The 17,223-nt window shown below is 62.3% G+C and carries 13 protein-coding genes; 9 read left to right on the top strand and 4 right to left on the bottom strand.

Going from position 1 to position 17,223, the window contains the following annotated elements; genetic code table 11:
• Nucleotides 1–121: 121 nt before the first annotated feature.
• From JP75_RS26105 to pbpC, 4 genes are all read left to right on the top strand, one after another.
• Nucleotides 122–490 (top strand): hypothetical protein, encoded by a 369-nt coding sequence (locus tag JP75_RS26105; RefSeq protein ID WP_152565683.1) that lies wholly within the window; start codon nucleotides 122–124, stop codon nucleotides 488–490.
• Nucleotides 491–695: 205 nt separating this feature from the next.
• Nucleotides 696–1,259, top strand: coding sequence for a DUF6990 domain-containing protein (locus JP75_RS00345; RefSeq protein WP_035077587.1), 564 nt, complete (start codon nucleotides 696–698; stop codon nucleotides 1,257–1,259).
• Between the two features lie 354 nt (nucleotides 1,260–1,613).
• Nucleotides 1,614–7,097 (top strand): alpha-2-macroglobulin family protein, encoded by a 5,484-nt coding sequence (locus JP75_RS00340; RefSeq protein WP_035077584.1) that lies wholly within the window; start codon nucleotides 1,614–1,616, stop codon nucleotides 7,095–7,097.
• Nucleotides 7,094–9,223, top strand: a complete 2,130-nt coding sequence (gene pbpC, locus JP75_RS00335) for a penicillin-binding protein 1C (protein ID WP_084587333.1) — start codon at nucleotides 7,094–7,096, stop codon at nucleotides 9,221–9,223. Before JP75_RS00340 ends, pbpC begins: the two co-directional genes overlap by 4 nt.
• Before the next feature lie 145 nt (nucleotides 9,224–9,368).
• On the opposite strand, the gene JP75_RS00330 is transcribed toward pbpC, so the two are convergent.
• Complete coding sequence (locus JP75_RS00330; RefSeq protein WP_035077581.1) at nucleotides 9,369–10,052, bottom strand: type 1 glutamine amidotransferase domain-containing protein; 684 nt, start codon at nucleotides 10,050–10,052, stop codon at nucleotides 9,369–9,371.
• Between the two features lie 115 nt (nucleotides 10,053–10,167).
• Here JP75_RS00330 and JP75_RS00325 point away from each other — a divergent pair, with 115 nt between their 5' ends.
• Nucleotides 10,168–11,058 carry a LysR family transcriptional regulator gene (locus JP75_RS00325; RefSeq protein WP_152565682.1) on the top strand — a complete coding sequence of 297 codons (891 nt, stop codon included), beginning with the start codon at nucleotides 10,168–10,170 and terminating at the stop codon, nucleotides 11,056–11,058.
• A 2-nt stretch (nucleotides 11,059–11,060) separates the two neighbouring features.
• Here the strand turns inward: JP75_RS00325 and JP75_RS00320 are convergent, their stop codons facing one another.
• From JP75_RS00320 to JP75_RS00310, 3 genes are all read right to left on the bottom strand, one after another.
• Nucleotides 11,061–11,330, bottom strand: a complete 270-nt coding sequence (locus JP75_RS00320) for a helix-turn-helix domain-containing protein (protein ID WP_035077576.1) — start codon at nucleotides 11,328–11,330, stop codon at nucleotides 11,061–11,063.
• Between the two features lie 55 nt (nucleotides 11,331–11,385).
• Nucleotides 11,386–11,643 carry a helix-turn-helix domain-containing protein gene (locus tag JP75_RS00315; RefSeq protein WP_035077573.1) on the bottom strand — a complete coding sequence of 86 codons (258 nt, stop codon included), beginning with the start codon at nucleotides 11,641–11,643 and terminating at the stop codon, nucleotides 11,386–11,388.
• A gap of 82 nt (nucleotides 11,644–11,725) precedes the next feature.
• The gene (locus tag JP75_RS00310) at nucleotides 11,726–13,243 is read right to left on the bottom strand and encodes a sensor histidine kinase (protein ID WP_035077571.1); all 1,518 of its coding nucleotides are present in this window, start codon (nucleotides 13,241–13,243) and stop codon (nucleotides 11,726–11,728) included.
• A 50-nt stretch (nucleotides 13,244–13,293) separates the two neighbouring features.
• Between JP75_RS00310 and JP75_RS00305 the strand changes: the two genes are divergently transcribed.
• The 4 genes from JP75_RS00305 to JP75_RS00290 all read left to right on the top strand — a co-directional run bounded on the left by JP75_RS00305 (nucleotide 13,294) and on the right by JP75_RS00290 (nucleotide 17,179).
• A complete protein-coding gene (locus JP75_RS00305) occupies nucleotides 13,294–13,887 on the top strand; it encodes a response regulator transcription factor (RefSeq protein WP_035077568.1) in 594 nt (197 codons plus the stop codon).
• Nucleotides 13,888–14,107: 220 nt separating this feature from the next.
• Nucleotides 14,108–16,474, top strand: coding sequence for a flagellin N-terminal helical domain-containing protein (locus JP75_RS00300; protein ID WP_035077566.1), 2,367 nt, complete (start codon nucleotides 14,108–14,110; stop codon nucleotides 16,472–16,474).
• Between the two features lie 58 nt (nucleotides 16,475–16,532).
• The gene (locus JP75_RS00295) at nucleotides 16,533–16,934 is read left to right on the top strand and encodes a flagellar biosynthesis repressor FlbT (protein WP_035077564.1); all 402 of its coding nucleotides are present in this window, start codon (nucleotides 16,533–16,535) and stop codon (nucleotides 16,932–16,934) included.
• Between the two features lie 5 nt (nucleotides 16,935–16,939).
• Nucleotides 16,940–17,179 carry a helix-turn-helix domain-containing protein gene (locus tag JP75_RS00290; RefSeq protein WP_160194622.1) on the top strand — a complete coding sequence of 80 codons (240 nt, stop codon included), beginning with the start codon at nucleotides 16,940–16,942 and terminating at the stop codon, nucleotides 17,177–17,179.
• Nucleotides 17,180–17,223 lie beyond the last annotated feature (44 nt).

Here is a 17,223-nt window from a genome sequence, read left to right as displayed (position 1 = left end):
TGGGCACGACACTCTTCGCGAGTTTTCCCCTGCTGCCCTATCTGCCGTGGTTCCTCGTCGGCATTCGGCTGGGGAGATCAGGCGGGAAACTGAGCAGGGTGCATTGGGCGCTGGTGGTCCTTTGCTCGGGGTTTCTCGCCTTGCAGGTACACCAGACAGGAGCCTTGTCGGGACGCTTTCCGCCGTGCTCTGGGTGATCGGGCCGGCTTTGGCACTGGCGCTCTATTGGGCCCTGGCGCGTTTGGTCGCTGCCCGTGCCTCCAAACTGCTCCTGTTGCCGGGGCGGCATGTGCTGAGCTATCGGCTGGTTTCGAACCTGCTCATCTTTTCTGCGCGGCGGATCTGGGGAACGCCAATCACGGAGGTGGAGACTTGGCTGAGGAGCGCGCTGGTCGTGCGCGTGGTGATTGGGTTGGGGTGGTGGGTGATGGAGGGATGGCGGGGCAGGGCCAAATCTGGGCCTGCCGCTGCGTCGGCACCAGCGAATTAGCCGCGAACCCTCTTAGCATTGCGCTCGTCTTGGCTATTCACTCAGTAAGGCGCAATCGAGGCAAGTAGGACGCGGCGAAACTGGGGTGGGAAGGAGACTGTCGGGTTGGAACGACATGTATAGAAACGGCCATTCTGTCGAATGATCTAGTCTGTTAGATCGCGCAAATACCGGTCATCCTTAGGACGTTCCCCGGAGCTGGACAATGAATGTGAAACAGGTGGCGTCTAGCCTGGCCGCGGTTGGTTGGAGCGTGGGCAGGGACAACGTCGGTGACTTTTTCGCTGAACAAGACCTTGTAGACAGGCGGATACAAATGGTCTTCGGCATTAGGAACTTGTCTGAAGAGACGGTGCTGTACTGCGCCCTCAGTGTGACCACTGAGATTTTCTCAAACGCGTGCGCAGAAATCTCCGGTGATCGGGCGCAACAGCATGGAGATCCCTTGGTACGCGCGTTGCGTCCTCCCGAGCTACGAGCGAAAGAGATTAGCGGAGCCGAGGTGGAGGCGCTTAGCGCGGCGGCTTGGCAATGGGCCGTTGAGCAAGACATCGGACAAGCAATAATCGATTACTCCAGGCTTCCAACGAGCGCGCCGGGTGCGCGCCCGATCTGGCACCTCGCGGCACTCGCGATTCTGAGAGATGTGGAGCGCTTAGAAGCTTATCTATCTAGTATGAGGGCTGGCGACAGGCTTGGTTTCGTCAATTATGTGAGCGTAGATATGATTGCTCGGGCGCTGAAGGTAGCTGAAAGCAATACGCCCTAAGCCGGCAGAGAGATCCCCCGGCCGCTCGCTTGTGCTTGATGCCAGCACCGCTACGAACTTGGTCACCAGAGACTGGTTGCTTCGCAGGTCTGGCCATGACCGCTTCGAGGTGACTGCCCGACAAACGGCAACGGCCGACTTGGGGGTCGATAGCGGAAATCTTGAAACCCCTTGTACAGGACCGCATGGCTTGCGGGGCGGGTGGTGCAATTGCCAAGAGAGGGTGGCTGTGGGACAGCCACGCTTTTGTCTTCGCAAACCCCTAAATTGCTTTGAAAATGTCATAATTTCCCTGCCCCTTGCTTTCTCATCGGGGTTGGCATCTCTATTCGGTGCCGTTTCTGGGAGGGCAGAATGCTGGGTGGACGCCGCGCAATTCGTACCGTCTTTGGCGCTTTGGTGCTGGCTTTGGCCGGGCTTGTGCCTGTGGCCGCCGAGACGAAGATAACGCTCTTCGAAAATACCGACCTGCCCGGGTTCGACTATTCCATCGTCAAGAACACGGACCTCGACAGCTGCCAGGCGGCGTGTAGCGAGGACAATATCTGTCGCGCCTTTACCTATAATGCGCGCAGCCAATGGTGCTTCCTCAAGGGAGACGTTGGTGATCGCGCGGAGTTTTCGGGGGCGACTTCGGGTCGGATCAGCCGTTCGCCCACCCCGGCGGTGACCGAGGCGGTGCGGCAGGCGGAATTGCCGTTCCCCGCGCAGTCTATTGTCGATGCCGCCAAGGGCTTTGCGCGCGACCTGCCGCAGACCGATGCGCCGGCGCCGAAGGCGGTCTATGCCGATCTCGTGGCTTCGGGCGACGAAGAGGTGGCGAACGAGAATTATCAGGCCGCGATGGTCGCTTACCGGCAGGCCCTCGCGATCAATGCCAATGACCGCGCCGTGTGGCAGGCACTGGCCGAGGCCGCGCTGCGGCGCGCTGATGCGGTGGCCGGGCAGAGCGAGGGGGACAATAGCTACGACCTCTCCTATGTCGGCTCCAATGCAGCGATGAATGCCTTTTTGCGCTCGACGAGCGAAGACGAGCGGGCGGCGAGCCTCAGGGCACTCGCCAATTCCATGGAATATCGCGAGATGTGGCGCGAAGTAATCGCGACCTATCGTGCGGCTTTGACGCTGGTGCCGGATGTCGATGTGGAAGCGCATCTCGATAGCGTCGTGGCGCAGCACGGGTTCCGGGTAACGGACCATGTGGTCGATGCGGAAGCTGCGTCGCCGCGCATCTGCGTGGTGTTTTCCGAGCCGCTCGGCAGCAGTGACCTCTCGGCCTATGTGTCGGTCGCCAATGCGCCGCAGGTTTCGGTTGAGACCGAAAGCGAGCAGATCTGCGTCGAGGGCGTGCAGCACGGCAATCGCTATACGATCAAGCTGCGGGCGGGTCTGGCTTCGGCCAATGGGGAAGAACTGCGTCGGGATGTCGACCTAAGCGTCTATGTGCCGGATCGCGCGCCTTTCGTCGGCTTTGCCAACAATGCCTATGTGATGCCGGCTGGGCTTGGCGGCGGGCTGCCGATCACTTCGGTCAATGCCGAGACGGCCGAGGTGATGATCTACCGCATTGGCGATCGTGGTATTGCGACGGCCGTACGCGATGGCGTGTTCCAGGGGAGCCTCAGCCAGTACAATGCCGAGGACATTGCCGATCGCGTTGGCGAACAAGTGTGGACCGGCGAGGTTGACCTGGCGCAGGGCGACAATAATGCGCTGACGACGACGGCTATTCCGGTGGCCGAAGCGCTGGGGACGCTGGAGGCCGGGGCGTATGTGATTACGGCACGGATCAAGGGCGAGCCGGAAGACGATTATTGGTCCGATCTCGCGACGCAGTGGTTTATTGTCACCGATCTTGGCGTGACGACGATTGCCGGCGACGATGGCGTGCATGCCTTTGTGCGCAGCCTTGCGACGGCTCAGCCGGTGGCTGGGGCTGATGTGCGGCTCGTGGCGGTCAACAATGAAATTCTGGGCGAGGCGAAGACCGATGCGGATGGTCGCGCGGTGTTTGCGCCGGGTCTGGCGCGCGGCACGGGCGGAAGGGCGCCGCAATTGCTGGTGGCGGAGACGGAGGGGGATTATGCCTTCCTCGATCTTTCAAAGCCTGCCTTTGACCTGACCGATCGCGGTGTCGAGGGGCGCCCGTCGCCGGGGCCGCTTGATCTCTTTATGACGACCGAGCGCGGCGTCTATCGGCCGGGCGAGGTGGTGCATCTGACGGCGCTGTTGCGCGATGCGCGGGCAGAGGCGGTGGAGAACCTACCGCTGACGCTCGAAGTCGAGCGCCCGGATGGCGTGGTGGCGTCGAGCCAGGTGATGGATGACCAAGGCGCGGGCGGCTATTATGCGGCACTGCCCATGGCCAGCGAAGCCATGCGTGGCTCCTGGACGCTGCGGGTCTATTCCGATCCGAATGCGGCTTCGCTTTCCAGCACAACCTTCCTCGTGGAAGATTTCGAGCCGGAGCGTCTGGCCTTTGAAATCAAGCCGCAGGGCGAGGGTGCTTTCTCGGCCACTGATGTCAACCGGATCGATATCGCGGCGAAATATCTCTATGGCGCGACGGCTCCGGGATTGTCGGTCGAGGCCGATGCCATTGTGCGGCCGCGGACGACGCTGCCAGAATTTCCGGGATTCACTTTTGGCCGGTTGGACGACACCATCGAAACCACGCGCGAGCCGCTCGGCACGGTAGGGGTGACCGATGACGACGGCAATGCGGTGGCCGAAGTGTTCTTGCCCGAGGGGCAGGCGACGACGCGGCCGCTCGAAGCGCAGGTGCTGTTGCGGCTGGTGGATACCAGCGGGCGCACCGTGGAACGCAGCATTACAAGGCCGGTTCTGGCCGATGGCGACCGGATCGGGATCAAGCCGGTCTTTGCCGACGCGACGGGGCTCGAAGAGGGCAGCGAAGCGCAGTTTGAACTGATCGTTGTGTCGCCCGAGGGTGAGAAGGTTGCGGCCTCGGGGCTCGGTTGGACGCTGTCGCGCGTCGAGACGAATTATCAGTGGTATCGCAATGGCAGCACCTGGCAGTGGGAGGGGATCACCACCACGCGCGAGATTGCCAATGGCTCGGCCGACACGCCCGATGGCGGTTCGGTGACGGTGGGCGCCAATGTTAATTGGGGGCTCTATCGTCTCGAAGTCGAGGGCCGGGGCACCTCGTCGAGCTATGAGTTCTATGCCGGCTACTATTATGCCGATGCGGGTTCGGACACGCCGGACACGCTGCAGGTGGCGCTCGACAAGCCGGCCTATAAGGTGGGCGAGACGGCGAACTTGAAGCTCGATCCGCAGTTTGCCGGTACGGCGCTGGTCATGGTGATCGACAATCGCGTCATTGCCATGGAGGCAGTCGAGGTTCCGGAAGGTGGCACCACCGTGCCACTGGAAGTGACCGAGGAATGGGGTCCGGGCGCCTATGTGACGGCGGTGCTCTATCGCCCGTCTGACACGGCGGAAAAGCGCATGCCTTCGCGGGCGCTGGGTCTCGCCTTTGCCGATGTGGAGCCGGGCGACCGCAAGCTTGACGTCAAGCTCGACGCGCCCGATGTGACGCTGCCGCGGCAGAGCTTTGAGGTGAGCGTTGATCTCGCCAATGTGGCTGCGGGCGAGAAGGCCTATGTGGCCGTGGCTGCGGTGGACCTCGGCATTCTCAATGTCACCAACTTCAAGGTGCCGGCGCCGGATGACTATTACTTTGGCCAGCGCCAGCTCGGTATGGAAATCCGCGACCTTTATGGCTCGCTGATCGATCCGACGCAGGGGCTGGCGGGTGCGATGCGCTCGGGTGGCGATGGTGGCGGTTCGCGCCTCGGCACGCCGCCGCCAATCTCGGTGCTGGTGGCGCTGCATACCGGCATCGTGGAAGTCGATGCGGATGGCAAGGCGACGGTGACGTTCGACATGCCTGACTTCACCGGCACGGTGCGCGTGATGGCTATGGCCTGGACCGCTTCGGCGGTGGGGCATGCTTCGGTCGATGTCATCGTGCGCGATCCGGTGGTTGTGACGCTGAGCCCGCCGCGCTTCCTGCGCGTGGGTGACGAGGCGCGGCTGCTGGTTGAGGTCAACAATGTTGGCGGGGCTGCCGGTTCCTACGAGGTGGCGTTGTCTACCGGCGAGGGGATTTCGACCTCGGCAGAGACGACCGATGTTGACCTCGGGCAGGGAGAGCGGACGTCACTCGATCTCAAGCTCAACGGCATGCAGATCGGCGATTGGCCGGTGCAGTTGACGGTGACCGGGCCGGATGGAACGGCGCAGACCAAGGAGCTTCTCCTCGGGGTGCGGCCGACCAGTGCGCCCATCACAACCAGCCGTTTGGTGCCGATCAAGGCGGATGGCAGCGCTTCAATCGACGCCAGCTATTTCGATGGGCTGCTGGCCGATACCGGATCGATGACCCTTGCCATCGGGCCGATCGCGCGGCTCGATGTGCCGGGGCTGCTGCTCTCGCTCGATCGCTACCCCTATGGCTGTGCCGAGCAGACATCCAGCCGCGCCCTGCCGCTGCTCTACCTCAATGAGGTGGCGCAGATGATCGGGGTGGCTGGGGATGACAAGCTCAACCAGACGGTGATCGATGCCATTGCCAGCACTCTGGCCAAGCAGACTTCGGCCGGCGGTTTTGGTCTCTGGGGACCGTTCGATGGTGGCGATTTCTGGCTTGATGGGTTTGTCACCGACTTCCTGCTGCGTGCCAAGGCGGCCGGCTATGCCGTGCCCGAACAGGCCCTCAGCATGGCGCTCGACAATCTCTCGAACCAGCTCTCCTATGCCAGCGACTTCGAGAATGGCGGCGAGGACATTGCCTATGCGCTCTATGATCTGGCGCGCGCCGGTCGGGTGGCGATGGGTGATCTCCGCTACTATTTTGAAGCTCGGCTTGCGGCCTTCGGTTCGCCGCTGGCACAGGCGCAGCTTGGTGCGGCACTGGCGCTCTATGGCGATACGACGCGCGCCAATGAGGCTTTTGTGGCCGCAGTCGAGAGCGTGGGCAAGGCAAGGGACAGCAACCGCTATCGCAACGATTATGGCAGCCGGTTGCGTGATATGGCCGGTGTGCTGGCGCTTGCCGCTGAGTTCAAGCCGGCTGGGGTCGACCTGACCTCGCTCGCCAACCAGCTGGCAAAGCTACGGGATCGGACGCGCTATACTTCGACGCAGGAGGATACCTGGACGCTGCTGGCGGCTTCGGCTCTTGGAGCAAGTACCACGGATGGTTCTGTTACCATCAATGGCGAGGCGCTGACGGGGCAGGTTTATCGCCGCGTCGAGCAGGCGGGCTTTGAGACGGTCGAAATCGCCAATGGCGGATCGGCGGATACCGAGGCCAAAGTGACGGTGACGGGTTATCCGGCGGTGCCGCCGGAGGCTTCGGACGATGGCTTTGCCATTTCGCGGGCCTACTACCTGCCCGATGGCACCGAGGTCGACCCGACCGAAGGCACGTTGGCGCAGAATGATAGGCTGATCGTGGTGTTGCGCGTGCGGCCGCATGATCTGGGGTCGGGGCAATATGTCGTCGCTGATCCGCTGCCGGCGGGTTTTGAAATCGAGAACCCCAACCTGTCGGATGGCGAGGGCGTGTCGGATTTCAACTGGCTGTCACTCAATATGCCGGTGCATGTGGAATCGCGGACTGACCAATATATCGCCGCTTTCCGCTATGGCTCGGACCCCGGCACCTTCACCACGGCCTATATGGTTCGCGCGGTGACGCCGGGTACGTTCGTGCTGCCGGGCGCGACGGTGGAAGACATGTATCGTCCTGAATCCCGCGGCAATACGGCGGCGTACTCGATCGAGATCACCGCTCAAGGCCAATGACGGACGAGAATACAGAGGGACAAGAAAAGCGGCCGCGCCCATGGGTGGCGCGGCTGACACTTCTGGGCTTTTCGGCTTTTGTGCTGGTGCTGGCGGGCATCATCCAGCTTGTTTCATGGACAACGACGATTTCGGCGTCGCTGCCGCCGGTGCCGGATTTGCAGACGCTGCCGGTTTCGGCGGAGGTGACGGATCGGGATGGACTGCTGTTGCGGCCGTTCACGACGGCGGGTGGCCATTGGCGGCTGCCGGTGACGCGGGCCAGCGTCGACAAGCGTTTTATCGACATGCTGATCGCCTATGAGGATCGCGGCTTTGCCGATCACGACGGCATTGCCTGGAATTCCATGCTGCGGGCGGCGGGGCAGTTCGTGCTAGCCGGAGGCAGGGTGGTTTCGGGCGGGTCGACGCTGACCATGCAGGTGGCGCGTCTCGTCGAGGGGCAGCCGACGCGAAATGCCTTCGGCAAATTGAGGCAGATGATCCATGCCCAGCAGCTTGAGGACAATCTCAGCAAGGATCAGATTCTCGATCTCTACCTGACGCTGGCGCCCTATGGCGGGAATATCGAAGGCATTCGTGCGGCGACGCTGGCCTATTTCGGCAAGGAGCCGACGCGGCTGACGACGGCGGAAGCGGCCCTGCTCGTGGCGTTGCCGCAATCGCCCGAGGCGCGGCGGCCGGATCGGGATGCGGCGGCAGCCTTGGCGAGCCGCAATATGGTGCTCGATCGGCTGGTGTCGCTTGGCACGATTGCCGAGGAAGAGGCGCGGGCGGCAAAGCTGGAGCCCGTTCCGACGGCGCGAAAACCGTTTCCGATGCTGGCGGCGCATATGGCCGAGCAGGCGGTGAAGGCGCAGCCGACGGCGCGGACGGTGGAGCTGACGCTCGACAAGAGACTGCAGGATGCGCTGGAGCGTTTGGCGGCGGCGCGGGCGCGGTTGATCGATCCAAGAGTGTCGGTGGCGATCCTGGCGGCAGATATCGAGAGCGGAGAAATTCTGGCCTCGGTGGGGTCGGCAGGGCTATTGGCGACGGAGAGCGCTGGCTTTGTCGACATGACCAAGGCGGTGCGCTCGCCGGGTTCGACGCTGAAGCCGCTGATTTATGGGTTGGCGTTCGAACTGGGGCTCGCGCATCCGCAAAGCCTCATTGAAGACCGGCCGACGGCCTTTGGTGGCTATGTGCCGGTCAATTTCGATGGGTTCAATCGCGGTACGGTCACTATCCATGATGCGCTGACGGAATCGCTGAATATTCCGGCGGTGGTGGTGCTCGATGCGGTGGGGCCGGCGCGGCTGGTCTCGCGTCTGAAGCGGGCGCACGCCAATCCGCTGTTGCCGGTGGATACGGCGCCGAGCCTTGCGGTGGGGCTGGGTGGTGTGGGGATCACCCTGCGCGATCTCGTTTCGGTCTATGCGGCGCTGGGGCATGGCGGCAAGCCGGTTTCGCTCTACGATGGGCTGGGGGAGCGACCGGTGCCGCAGGTTTCGGCCGCGGTACTCGATCCGGTTTCGGCCTGGTATGTCGCCGATATCCTGGCTGATGTGCCGCCGCCGCTGAATGGCTCGCCGGGGCGCGTGGCCTACAAGACAGGGACCTCATACGGCTATCGCGACGCCTGGGCGATTGGTTTCGACGGCAAGACGGTGGTGGGTGTTTGGGTGGGTCGGCCGGATGGGGCGCCGGTGCCGGGACTTTCCGGGATCACCGGGGCGGCGCCGATCCTGTTTGAGGCGTTTGACCGGTTGGGGAGCCGCAAGGCGGCTCTGCCCAAGGCGCCGGCAGGGGTGCTGTTTGCGTCCAATACGGAACTGCCGACGCCGCTGCGTCGGTTCAGGCATCCGGATGAGGATCTTGTCGCGCGGGTCTCTGCGCCCGAGATCGCCTTTCCAGGTGATGGCGTCGATGTCGATCTGGGGCTGCGCAGCGGCTCGCAGTCGCCATTGGTGGTGAAGGTGCGGAATGGCGTGCCGCCTTTCACCTTCTTTGCCAATGGCGCGCCGTTCGGGCGATCGCAGTTTGCCCGGCAGGATAGCTGGACGCCGGATGGGCCGGGCTATGTCACGCTCTCAGTGGTTGATGCCGAGGGGCGGGGCGACACGGTGACAGTGTTTTTGGATTAAGGGAACGCAGCGTTCTAGGTGTGCCCCGCTACCCCACCCTTGATCCCACAAGGGGGAGGGAGACGATAGAACCGTGAAACCTCACCCTCATTCCCTCCCCCTTGGGGGAATGAGGGTGAGGTTATTCTTGTGTCCCTTCGCCTTCTCAGCGGACCAGCAAATCCCGCAGCTTTTCGCCGACGGCAGTGGCCGATTGCGGGTTCTGGCCGGTTACCAGGCGGCCATCGACGACCACTTTGGAGGTCCAATCCGCGGCCGGGTGGTGGATGGCGCCGCGTTCGGTGAGCGTCTTGGCCAGGAGGAAGGGCACGGTCTTGTCGAGGCCGACGGCGCGTTCTTCGGAATCGGTGAAGGCGCTGACATTGCGACCGGCGACGAGATAATTGCCGTCGCTGAGCTTGACGTTCACCAGAGCAGCAGGGCCGTGGCAGACTGCTGCGACCACTCCACCGGCTTCAAAAATAGCGCGGGTGGTACTGTCGACGGCGGGGCTGGTGGGCAGGTCCCACATGGCTCCGTGGCCACCGGCGAAGAAGATGGCGGCGTAGTGGCTGGGATCTGTGTCCGAGAGCTTTGCCGTGGTGCGAATGGCGTCGCGGAAGGCCAGGTCGTTCCAGTAGCGGGCATTGGTTGTGTCGTCGAGTTCCAGACCGTCGACCGGCGGTTCGCCGCCGAGGATCGAGGCGAAGTCGACTTTGATGCCGGCGGCGTCGAGCACGGCTAGCGGATGAGTGACTTCGCCGAGATAAAAGCCGGTCTTCTGGCCGGTGTCGCCCTTTTCGCCGTGGCTGGTGAGAACGAAGAGTACCGGTTTGGTTGGGATCGTCATTGTCTGCTCCTGCATACGGCGCTTGGCCGGTTTCGAGTGATGAACAGGATTTATTCTTTCCTTTGCGGGCGATAAATGTGCTGGTCAGGCATTTACTTGTTCCCAAGAGGTAATAATGCGGCGGTTCGACCATCTGGGCGATGTGGAAGTTTTCGTAACCGTGCTCGACAAGGGCTCGATCAGCGCTGCGGCGGTGGCGCTTGGCACGACGCCTTCGGTGTTGAGCCGGGCGATCACGCGGCTCGAGGCGCGGCTTGGTGCGCAATTGTTGCGGCGTACCACGCGACGGTTGAGCCTGACCGAGGCGGGACAGGCCTATCTTGAAGAGGCCAAGGCGGCCTTTGCGCTTATCGAGGGCGCGGAGCGGGCAATCCAGGCGCGGGATGGCAGTCTCAACGGCCATGTCCGGGTGAGCGTTTCAACGACCTATGGACATTTTCGTCTGCCGGAGAAGTTGGCTCGCTTTGCGGCGGCGCACCCGGACGTTGGGGTGGATGTGAGCATTACCAATCGCAATGTCGATCTCGTAGCCGAGGGGATCGATATCGCCATTCGGCTCGGGGAACTGCCCGATAGCGGCCTGGTGGGGCGCAGGCTGGAAGATGCGCATTTGCGGCTGGTGGTTTCGCCTCACTATGTCGAGCGGCATGGCCGGCCAGCAACGATTGAGGATTTGGCGAAGCACCGCTGTCTGCCCTTCATCATGCCGAGTACTGGGCGGCCGGGGGCCTGGCTGTTTTCCATGGATGGCAAACCGGTCGACTGGGCGCCGTCGGGATCGATCAGCCTGCACGATGACGTGCTGGGTGTCGTATCGCTGGCCGAGGCCGGCATGGGTATCTGCCAGAGCTATGATTTTGTCGTACGGGAGCGCATCGAGCGCGGGAGCCTTGTCGAGCTATTGCCCGAATGCGCAGGGCGCAGTCGGCCGTTCTCGGCGCTTTATGTGCCGCATCGCAGTCTCTCGGTGGCGACGAGGGCATTTCTCGATGTGCTGCTGAGTTGAGGTCAAGAGGCGCTTGAGGGGCGGCGGCCGGCCTTGAGGGGTTTTGGGCGCGCTTCATCTTGTGCCGGGGGCACGAAGAGTTCGGCGATGGAGACGGAAAGGGCGGTCGCGACCTTGTCCAGAATACCGATGGACGGGTTTTCCATCATGCGCTCGAGCCGGCTGACATAGGTGCGATCTACCGCGGCGAGCTCGGCGAGTTTTTCCTGGGACAGTTTGCGCTCGACACGCAGGCGCCTCATGTTCCAGGCTACAAGTTCACGACTATCCATAAAAGCTTCGGCGCCCCCCACGGAGAACGCTACACAAAGCGCGGCAGCGGTGCAATCAGCCGTAGCGCAGTTGCTGGGTCTGATTTTCCGCCATGGTTACTTCGTCGAAGAGTTCGTGCGGCGCGACACCAAGCGCGGCAGAGAGTTCGTCCACCTGATCGAGCGCAATATCGAGCGATGAGGCGAGGAGATCGGCGACCTTCTCACCGGGCCAGCCAAGGCGTTCAGCGAGCGCGTCGAGGCTCATGCCCTGCATTTCACAGAGCCGCCGGACGTTTTGTCCGAGGAGGGTGGCGGCCGGCAACTGGTTCATGGGCATTCCGAATCGTGGACCTTACCCGTTTGAATGTATCGACGAAGGGCGCGCGGGCGGGGGGGTATTAAGGAAGGCTTAACTACTCCCTTAGGGGTAGGATGATGCCTTTGCGGTTCGGCTCGTTGACCATTTCAGCGCCGAGGAGATCGGAGAGCTGCGAGACGATGCGCAGACCGAGGCCGCCGCGGCTGGAGCGATGGGGCGCGGTGGGGTCGAAACCGTCTTTGATGATGATGCCGATGCCGGTATCGCGCCGTTCGATCCGCAACTCGACCGTGCCGCCTTCGGGAGTCAGGCGAATGGCATTGTCGAGATAGTTGGAGAGAATCTGGAACAGCAGCTCGCGGTCCGAAATCACCGTGATGTCGGTTTCGGGCCAGACGAGGCGTTGCGCGCGCTTTTGGGCCTGCGGGATATAGGTGGCGCGCAACTGGTCCAGTAGTTGGTGGAGCGGCAGGGGCGCGAGTTCGGCCTTGATGTCGCCGGTATCGAGCCGGGCATAGGCCAGAATGCGGGTGAGAAGGTCGGAGGTGACGGCGCCGAGCTGGCGTACGCGGGTCAGGGCCGTGTTGCGCACGGCGATGTCGCTGTGATCGCCGATGGCGGCAACCGTGAGGTTGATCGCTTCGACCGGTTGGCGCAGATCGTGGCCAAGCGAGCGCACGAGATGGCGCTGTAATTCATAGGCCTTTTCCAGTTCTTCCGTGCGCTGGGCGACCTGGGCTTCCAGCCGCTCTGCGGTCTGCTGGCGCTCGGTGGTGGCGGCGCCCACGAGCAGGGCGGCGATGGCCGTCGTGAGGAGCAGCGCCGGAAGGCCGGCAACTTCCACGGCGCCGGTAAAGATCATGGCGACGGAAGGGGTGAGGACGCAGGTGAGGAGCGCCGCGGCGGCCGCGTGTTCGAAGCCGCCGCGCAGAGCGAAAACGAGCACGGAGGGCAGCACCAGATACCAGAGGTTGATATCGAGCGTCGGGCCTAGCGCGCCGATGAGCGAGGCGAGGGAGAGGGTGAGCGCCTGGACGGCGAAGGCGCGGGGGCTGGGCCAGCGCCAGGCGCCGAGCGGCCTGCCCAGCGCCAGCATGATGGCGGGGACCAGCATGGGTGGGACCATGACGGCGCCGAGGGCGTCGCCGAGGAACCATGGCTCGGCCAGCGGCAGGGCGCCGGCGGGGTCGAGTTCGCCGAGCAGGACGCTCTGGCCGATGCCGGCGGCAGAGGCGACGGAGGCCGCGACCAGTGCCGCGCCGATGAACCATTGCACCTCGCCCCAGGTCCGGAAGGGCAGGGTGATCCGCATCACCTGGGTAAGGAAAAGGCCGGTGCCGCCATAGATAAGATATATTCGAATGCTGTGGAGAAGCAGGTCGAAATCGCTGGCGATGTGGATGTCGAAGACCTGCCGCATCGGTGGCGATGCGAGCGAGAGATGCGCGAGCAAGGGCACAAGTTTCAGCCAGCCGGGGGCTGCCATGACCATGGCCATGGTGACGCCGGAGGGCAGGAACCACACACTTGAATAAGTTTTGAAAACGGTAAATAGATCGGCGATACGGAAGGATACGAGCCAAATCGCGGCAAGAAGAATCACCGTGATCATGGTTCGTAAAATTCGCATAAAATCTCTCAAACTTCTGGGCTTGCAGGAATTTGTCTAGAAAACTTCTGCTCGTTGATGATCATCTGCTCTTCGCCGATGCCGTTAAATTCTTGCTGGAATCTAGCGGCGCCGATATCGAGGCGCAGGTTTTCTCCTCGCTCGCAAGCGTCCTGGACTATTTGTCCACCGACGCGCCGGTAGACCTGTTGTTGCTGGACTATTCCATGCCGGGCACCAGCGGCATTGAAGCGGTGGAAATGGCGGCAACAAGGCGGCCCGGCCTGCGCATCGCCTTTCTTTCGGGACTCGACGATCCGCAGGTGGCCGGAGAGGCGCTGCAACGCGGTGTCGTCGGTTGGCTGCCCAAATCCATGCCCGGGGAAGCGCTGATCAATGCGCTCAACCTCGTGCTGACGGGCGAGCGATTCGTCCCGGCCGACCTCCTGCTGCGGCAGCACGCGAGCCCCTTGACGCCGCGCGAGCAGGATGTGGCCTCGCTTCTGGCGCGCGGCCTTTCGGACAAGGAAATCGCCGAGCAGCTCGAGCTGCAGGTCGGCACCGTGAAGGTGCATGTCAAAAGCCTGCTTCGCAAATTCGACGCCTCCAACCGCACTCAATTTGCCTTGCGCTATCGCGGCGCCTGATTTTCCGCTTCCAACGCTAGTTCTGGCCCCAGGCTCGTCCCGCTTTCGGGGGCAGGCGCCGATGACGCATGTCCGGCTGGGTTTATGACTACGAAATTTCCTTGCTTAATTGTAGGTCTATGCGCATCATTAACGCGCTTTTAATGTGATGCGTACAATCCTCTGATTTGTAAAAGGGCTGCATGAAGCGGCTCATGTTTCCAGAAGGAAAGCACCACACATGGGTTCCGATATCTCTCTCTCGAAGGCCGTTCGCTCGAACCTTCTGAGCCTGCAGAACACCGCCGAAATGATGAACAAGACGCAGAACCGTCTTGCCACCGGCAACAAGGTGAACTCTGCTCTGGACAACCCGTCCAACTTCTTCACCGCTTCGGCTCTCAACAGCCGCGCCGCCGACATGAGCAACCTGCTCGACTCGATGGCGTCGGGCATCAAGGTCATCGAGGCTGCCGACAAGGGCATCACCGCGATCACCAAGAATATCGAGTCCATGCAGTCGACCCTGCGTCAGGCTCGCCAGGATAAGTCGTTCCAGACCGACAATTATGAAGTCGGTAAGGACAGCACCCTGAAGCTCTCCGGCGGCCAGTTCCCAGAAGGGTACGAAGTCAAGCTGCAGTCGGCGACCGGTGGCGAAAAGGCCACGGTGTCGTTCGATGCTGCTTATGGTGATGCAGCGACCTCCGCCGCGGCAACCGGCCAGGGCGCCGGCGCCCGCGCCCTGATCCAGTTCAATGCCGCTGGCAACTGGGATGGCGGCGAAAAGATCAAGATCGACGGCCGCGAAATCACGCTCGCTGCCGGCGCTATCGCTGACGAAACCGCACTGGCAGCGGCCATCACCACCGCCCTTGGCGCTGGCTCGGGTTACACCGTGACCCAGGACACCACCACCAACCAGGTGATCATCGAAAACAACGACAAGACCAAGGCGTCGCCGGTCGTTGAGTTTGTGTCTGGCGTGAATGCCGCTACCTACGGCGAAACGTCCTTCACCTACAATGCTACTCATGCCGGCACCGTCACCGTTGGCGGCCAGCAGATCAGCAATGGCGGTGCTTCGTTCACCGACTTCGTCAAGTCGCTGGAAGACAAGGCCAAGGATGGCGGCTACACGGTTGTCGCCGACGCCACCACGCAGAAGATCACTCTGCGCTCGGCCGAGCCCAACCAGAATGCTCCCTCGATCAGCGGTCTCAACCAGACCGGCGCAAGCAACTCCAGCAACTCGATCGTTTTGACGGGTGCTGACGCTACGGCCGGTACGATCCAGATCGACGGCGTCGACCTTGGCGCTGTTGGCGGTGCCAACGCCGACGCCGTGGGCGGCAACCTGGTCGCTGCCATCACTGGCAATGCCACCTTGAACGCTCGCTACTCGGCGACCTACGACGCTGCTACCGATACCTTCACGCTGACCAACAAGACGGCGGGCGAAGGCCAGGCTGCGGCCACGATCGGCTTCACGGGCCTGACCGCGAATCCGGGCGTCACGACCTTTACCAACACGCCTGCCGACACCACCGGCATCACTGTTACCAGTACCAATGGTACCAATGGCGCTCACGTAAAGACCGTTGAGGCCGCATCGCACAAGTTCACCGTGACCTACGGTGACAAGTCGGCGGATATCAACGTTGTGGGTCGCGACGGTTCGCCCTACGACAAGACCAACCAGCTTGACCTGATCAACAATCAGCTCAAGGCCGCCGGTATCAACGATGTGACTGCTTCGTTCGACGCTGACGACAAGCTGGTGTTCACTGCCAACAATCCTGAAGGCAAGACGCTGGCCGTTTCGGGCAAGAACGTCGCCCTGTTCGGCACGGACAATGTCTCGACTGGCAAGGAAGCGGTTTCGGCCTACAAGTCGTCCAACACGGTCGACCAGTTCGTCGAAGAGATCAACCGCAACGCCGCTACAGCCGGCAAGATCCGTGCTTCGAACGACAACGGCAAGCTGCGTATCGAGAACCTCTCGACCCAGCAGCTCGACGTCGAGTTCGACAAGGACGGCGCAGGCGTCGGTGCACCGACCCAGCACAAGATCGCCGGCAACGTCATCCGTGACAACCTGGCCAAGCAGTTCAACGACCTGCGTGACCAGCTCGACAAGTTTGCCGATGACTCTTCGTTCAACGGTATCAACCTGCTCCGCGGCGACAAGCTGACGATCACCTTCAATGAATCCGGTTCGTCCTCGATCCAGATTCAGGCCAAGGACAAGAACGGCAACGAGCGCCCGATCACTGCGGCTAATCTGAACCTGGAAAGCCTCGTCGGCCAGGACCTCGATAACGACACCGATATCGACGCCCTGCTCGGCAAGCTCTCGACGGCTCTGTCGGAACTCCGCTCGCAGGCTTCGACCTTCGGTTCGAACCTGTCGTCGGTCGAAAACCGTCAGACCTTCACCAAGAACATGATCAACACGCTGGAAACCGGCGCTGCGAACCTGACCTTGGCTGACACCAACGAAGAAGCTGCCAACCTTCTGGCTCTCCAGACCCGCCAGCAGCTCTCCTCGTCGGCTCTCTCCATGGCCAGCCAGCAGGACCAGGCTGTTCTGCAGCTCCTGCGTTAATCGCCAAGACTTCCGGGGGCGGCGTCGTCGCCCCCGGTCCTACCCAGAAGGAAAGACGATGGCTCTGAAGCTCACTGTAAAACCCGGCGAAAGCTTCTTCGTCGGCACCGCGGAGATCACCGTGCAGTGCGATGCAATCGTCAACGTTCTTGTAGGGGGTAAGGCCCCCGTTTTGCGTTCCGAGGACTATGTTTCGGACGCGGACCTCAATTCACCCGCCCATCGCCTGCGCCATGCCGTGCAGCAGATGTATCTGACCGGCGATGTTGCGGGTCACCACATTGCTTATTTCGAAGCCGTGCAGGCGCTGCTTGCCGAGGCGCCGCAGCATTCGGGGCTCGTCGCAGAGGTTAATGGCATGCTCATGAACGGCGCGACCTACAAGGCCATCAAGTTGCTGAAATGCCTCTCCAATCCCGAGCTGACCCAGACCCGGGCCAAGCTCAAGCTGGTGGGTTGATCGCCATGGCTGCTACCGCCTTTGCCGTTAATCCCGAAATGACCGGCGCGATGCTTATTGCCAGCAATGTCATTCGCCTGCGTCGCATCCGCAATCTCAGCCTCGAGGTGTTTGCGACGCGCCTCGGCTGGAGCGTGGCCGAAATGCGGGCGCTCGAAACCTCGGACAAGTTCAACCTGGCGCTCGATGATATCGACAATCTGGCTCAGGCGCTGGGTGTGGAGCCGGCGGCGCTGTTTGTCTAGGCGTTTCTTCAGTTCTCATAAGTCGTCGTCATTGCCGGGCTTGT

The sequence above is a fragment of the Devosia riboflavina genome, assembly GCF_000743575.1.
Taxonomy (GTDB): Bacteria; Pseudomonadota; Alphaproteobacteria; order Rhizobiales; family Devosiaceae; genus Devosia; species Devosia riboflavina.
The sequence above is the reverse complement of the archived record's forward strand: the minus strand, read 5'-3'. Positions and strand labels throughout refer to the sequence as shown.

What these genes read in the sequence shown, in the direction of transcription:
- JP75_RS00345 (WP_035077587.1), top strand. Translation starts at nt 696, where the DNA reads ATGAATGTGAAACAGGTGGCGTCTAGCCTGGCCGCGGTTGGTTGGAGC.
- JP75_RS00340 (WP_035077584.1), top strand. Translation starts at nt 1,614, where the DNA reads ATGCTGGGTGGACGCCGCGCAATTCGTACCGTCTTTGGCGCTTTGGTG.
- pbpC (WP_084587333.1), top strand. Translation starts at nt 7,094, where the DNA reads ATGACGGACGAGAATACAGAGGGACAAGAAAAGCGGCCGCGCCCATGG.
- JP75_RS00330 (WP_035077581.1), bottom strand. Translation starts at nt 10,052, where the DNA reads ATGACGATCCCAACCAAACCGGTACTCTTCGTTCTCACCAGCCACGGC.
- JP75_RS00325 (WP_152565682.1), top strand. Translation starts at nt 10,168, where the DNA reads ATGCGGCGGTTCGACCATCTGGGCGATGTGGAAGTTTTCGTAACCGTG.
- JP75_RS00320 (WP_035077576.1), bottom strand. Translation starts at nt 11,330, where the DNA reads ATGGATAGTCGTGAACTTGTAGCCTGGAACATGAGGCGCCTGCGTGTC.
- JP75_RS00315 (WP_035077573.1), bottom strand. Translation starts at nt 11,643, where the DNA reads ATGAACCAGTTGCCGGCCGCCACCCTCCTCGGACAAAACGTCCGGCGG.
- JP75_RS00310 (WP_035077571.1), bottom strand. Translation starts at nt 13,243, where the DNA reads ATGATCACGGTGATTCTTCTTGCCGCGATTTGGCTCGTATCCTTCCGT.
- JP75_RS00300 (WP_035077566.1), top strand. Translation starts at nt 14,108, where the DNA reads ATGGGTTCCGATATCTCTCTCTCGAAGGCCGTTCGCTCGAACCTTCTG.
- JP75_RS00295 (WP_035077564.1), top strand. Translation starts at nt 16,533, where the DNA reads ATGGCTCTGAAGCTCACTGTAAAACCCGGCGAAAGCTTCTTCGTCGGC.
- JP75_RS00290 (WP_160194622.1), top strand. Translation starts at nt 16,940, where the DNA reads ATGGCTGCTACCGCCTTTGCCGTTAATCCCGAAATGACCGGCGCGATG.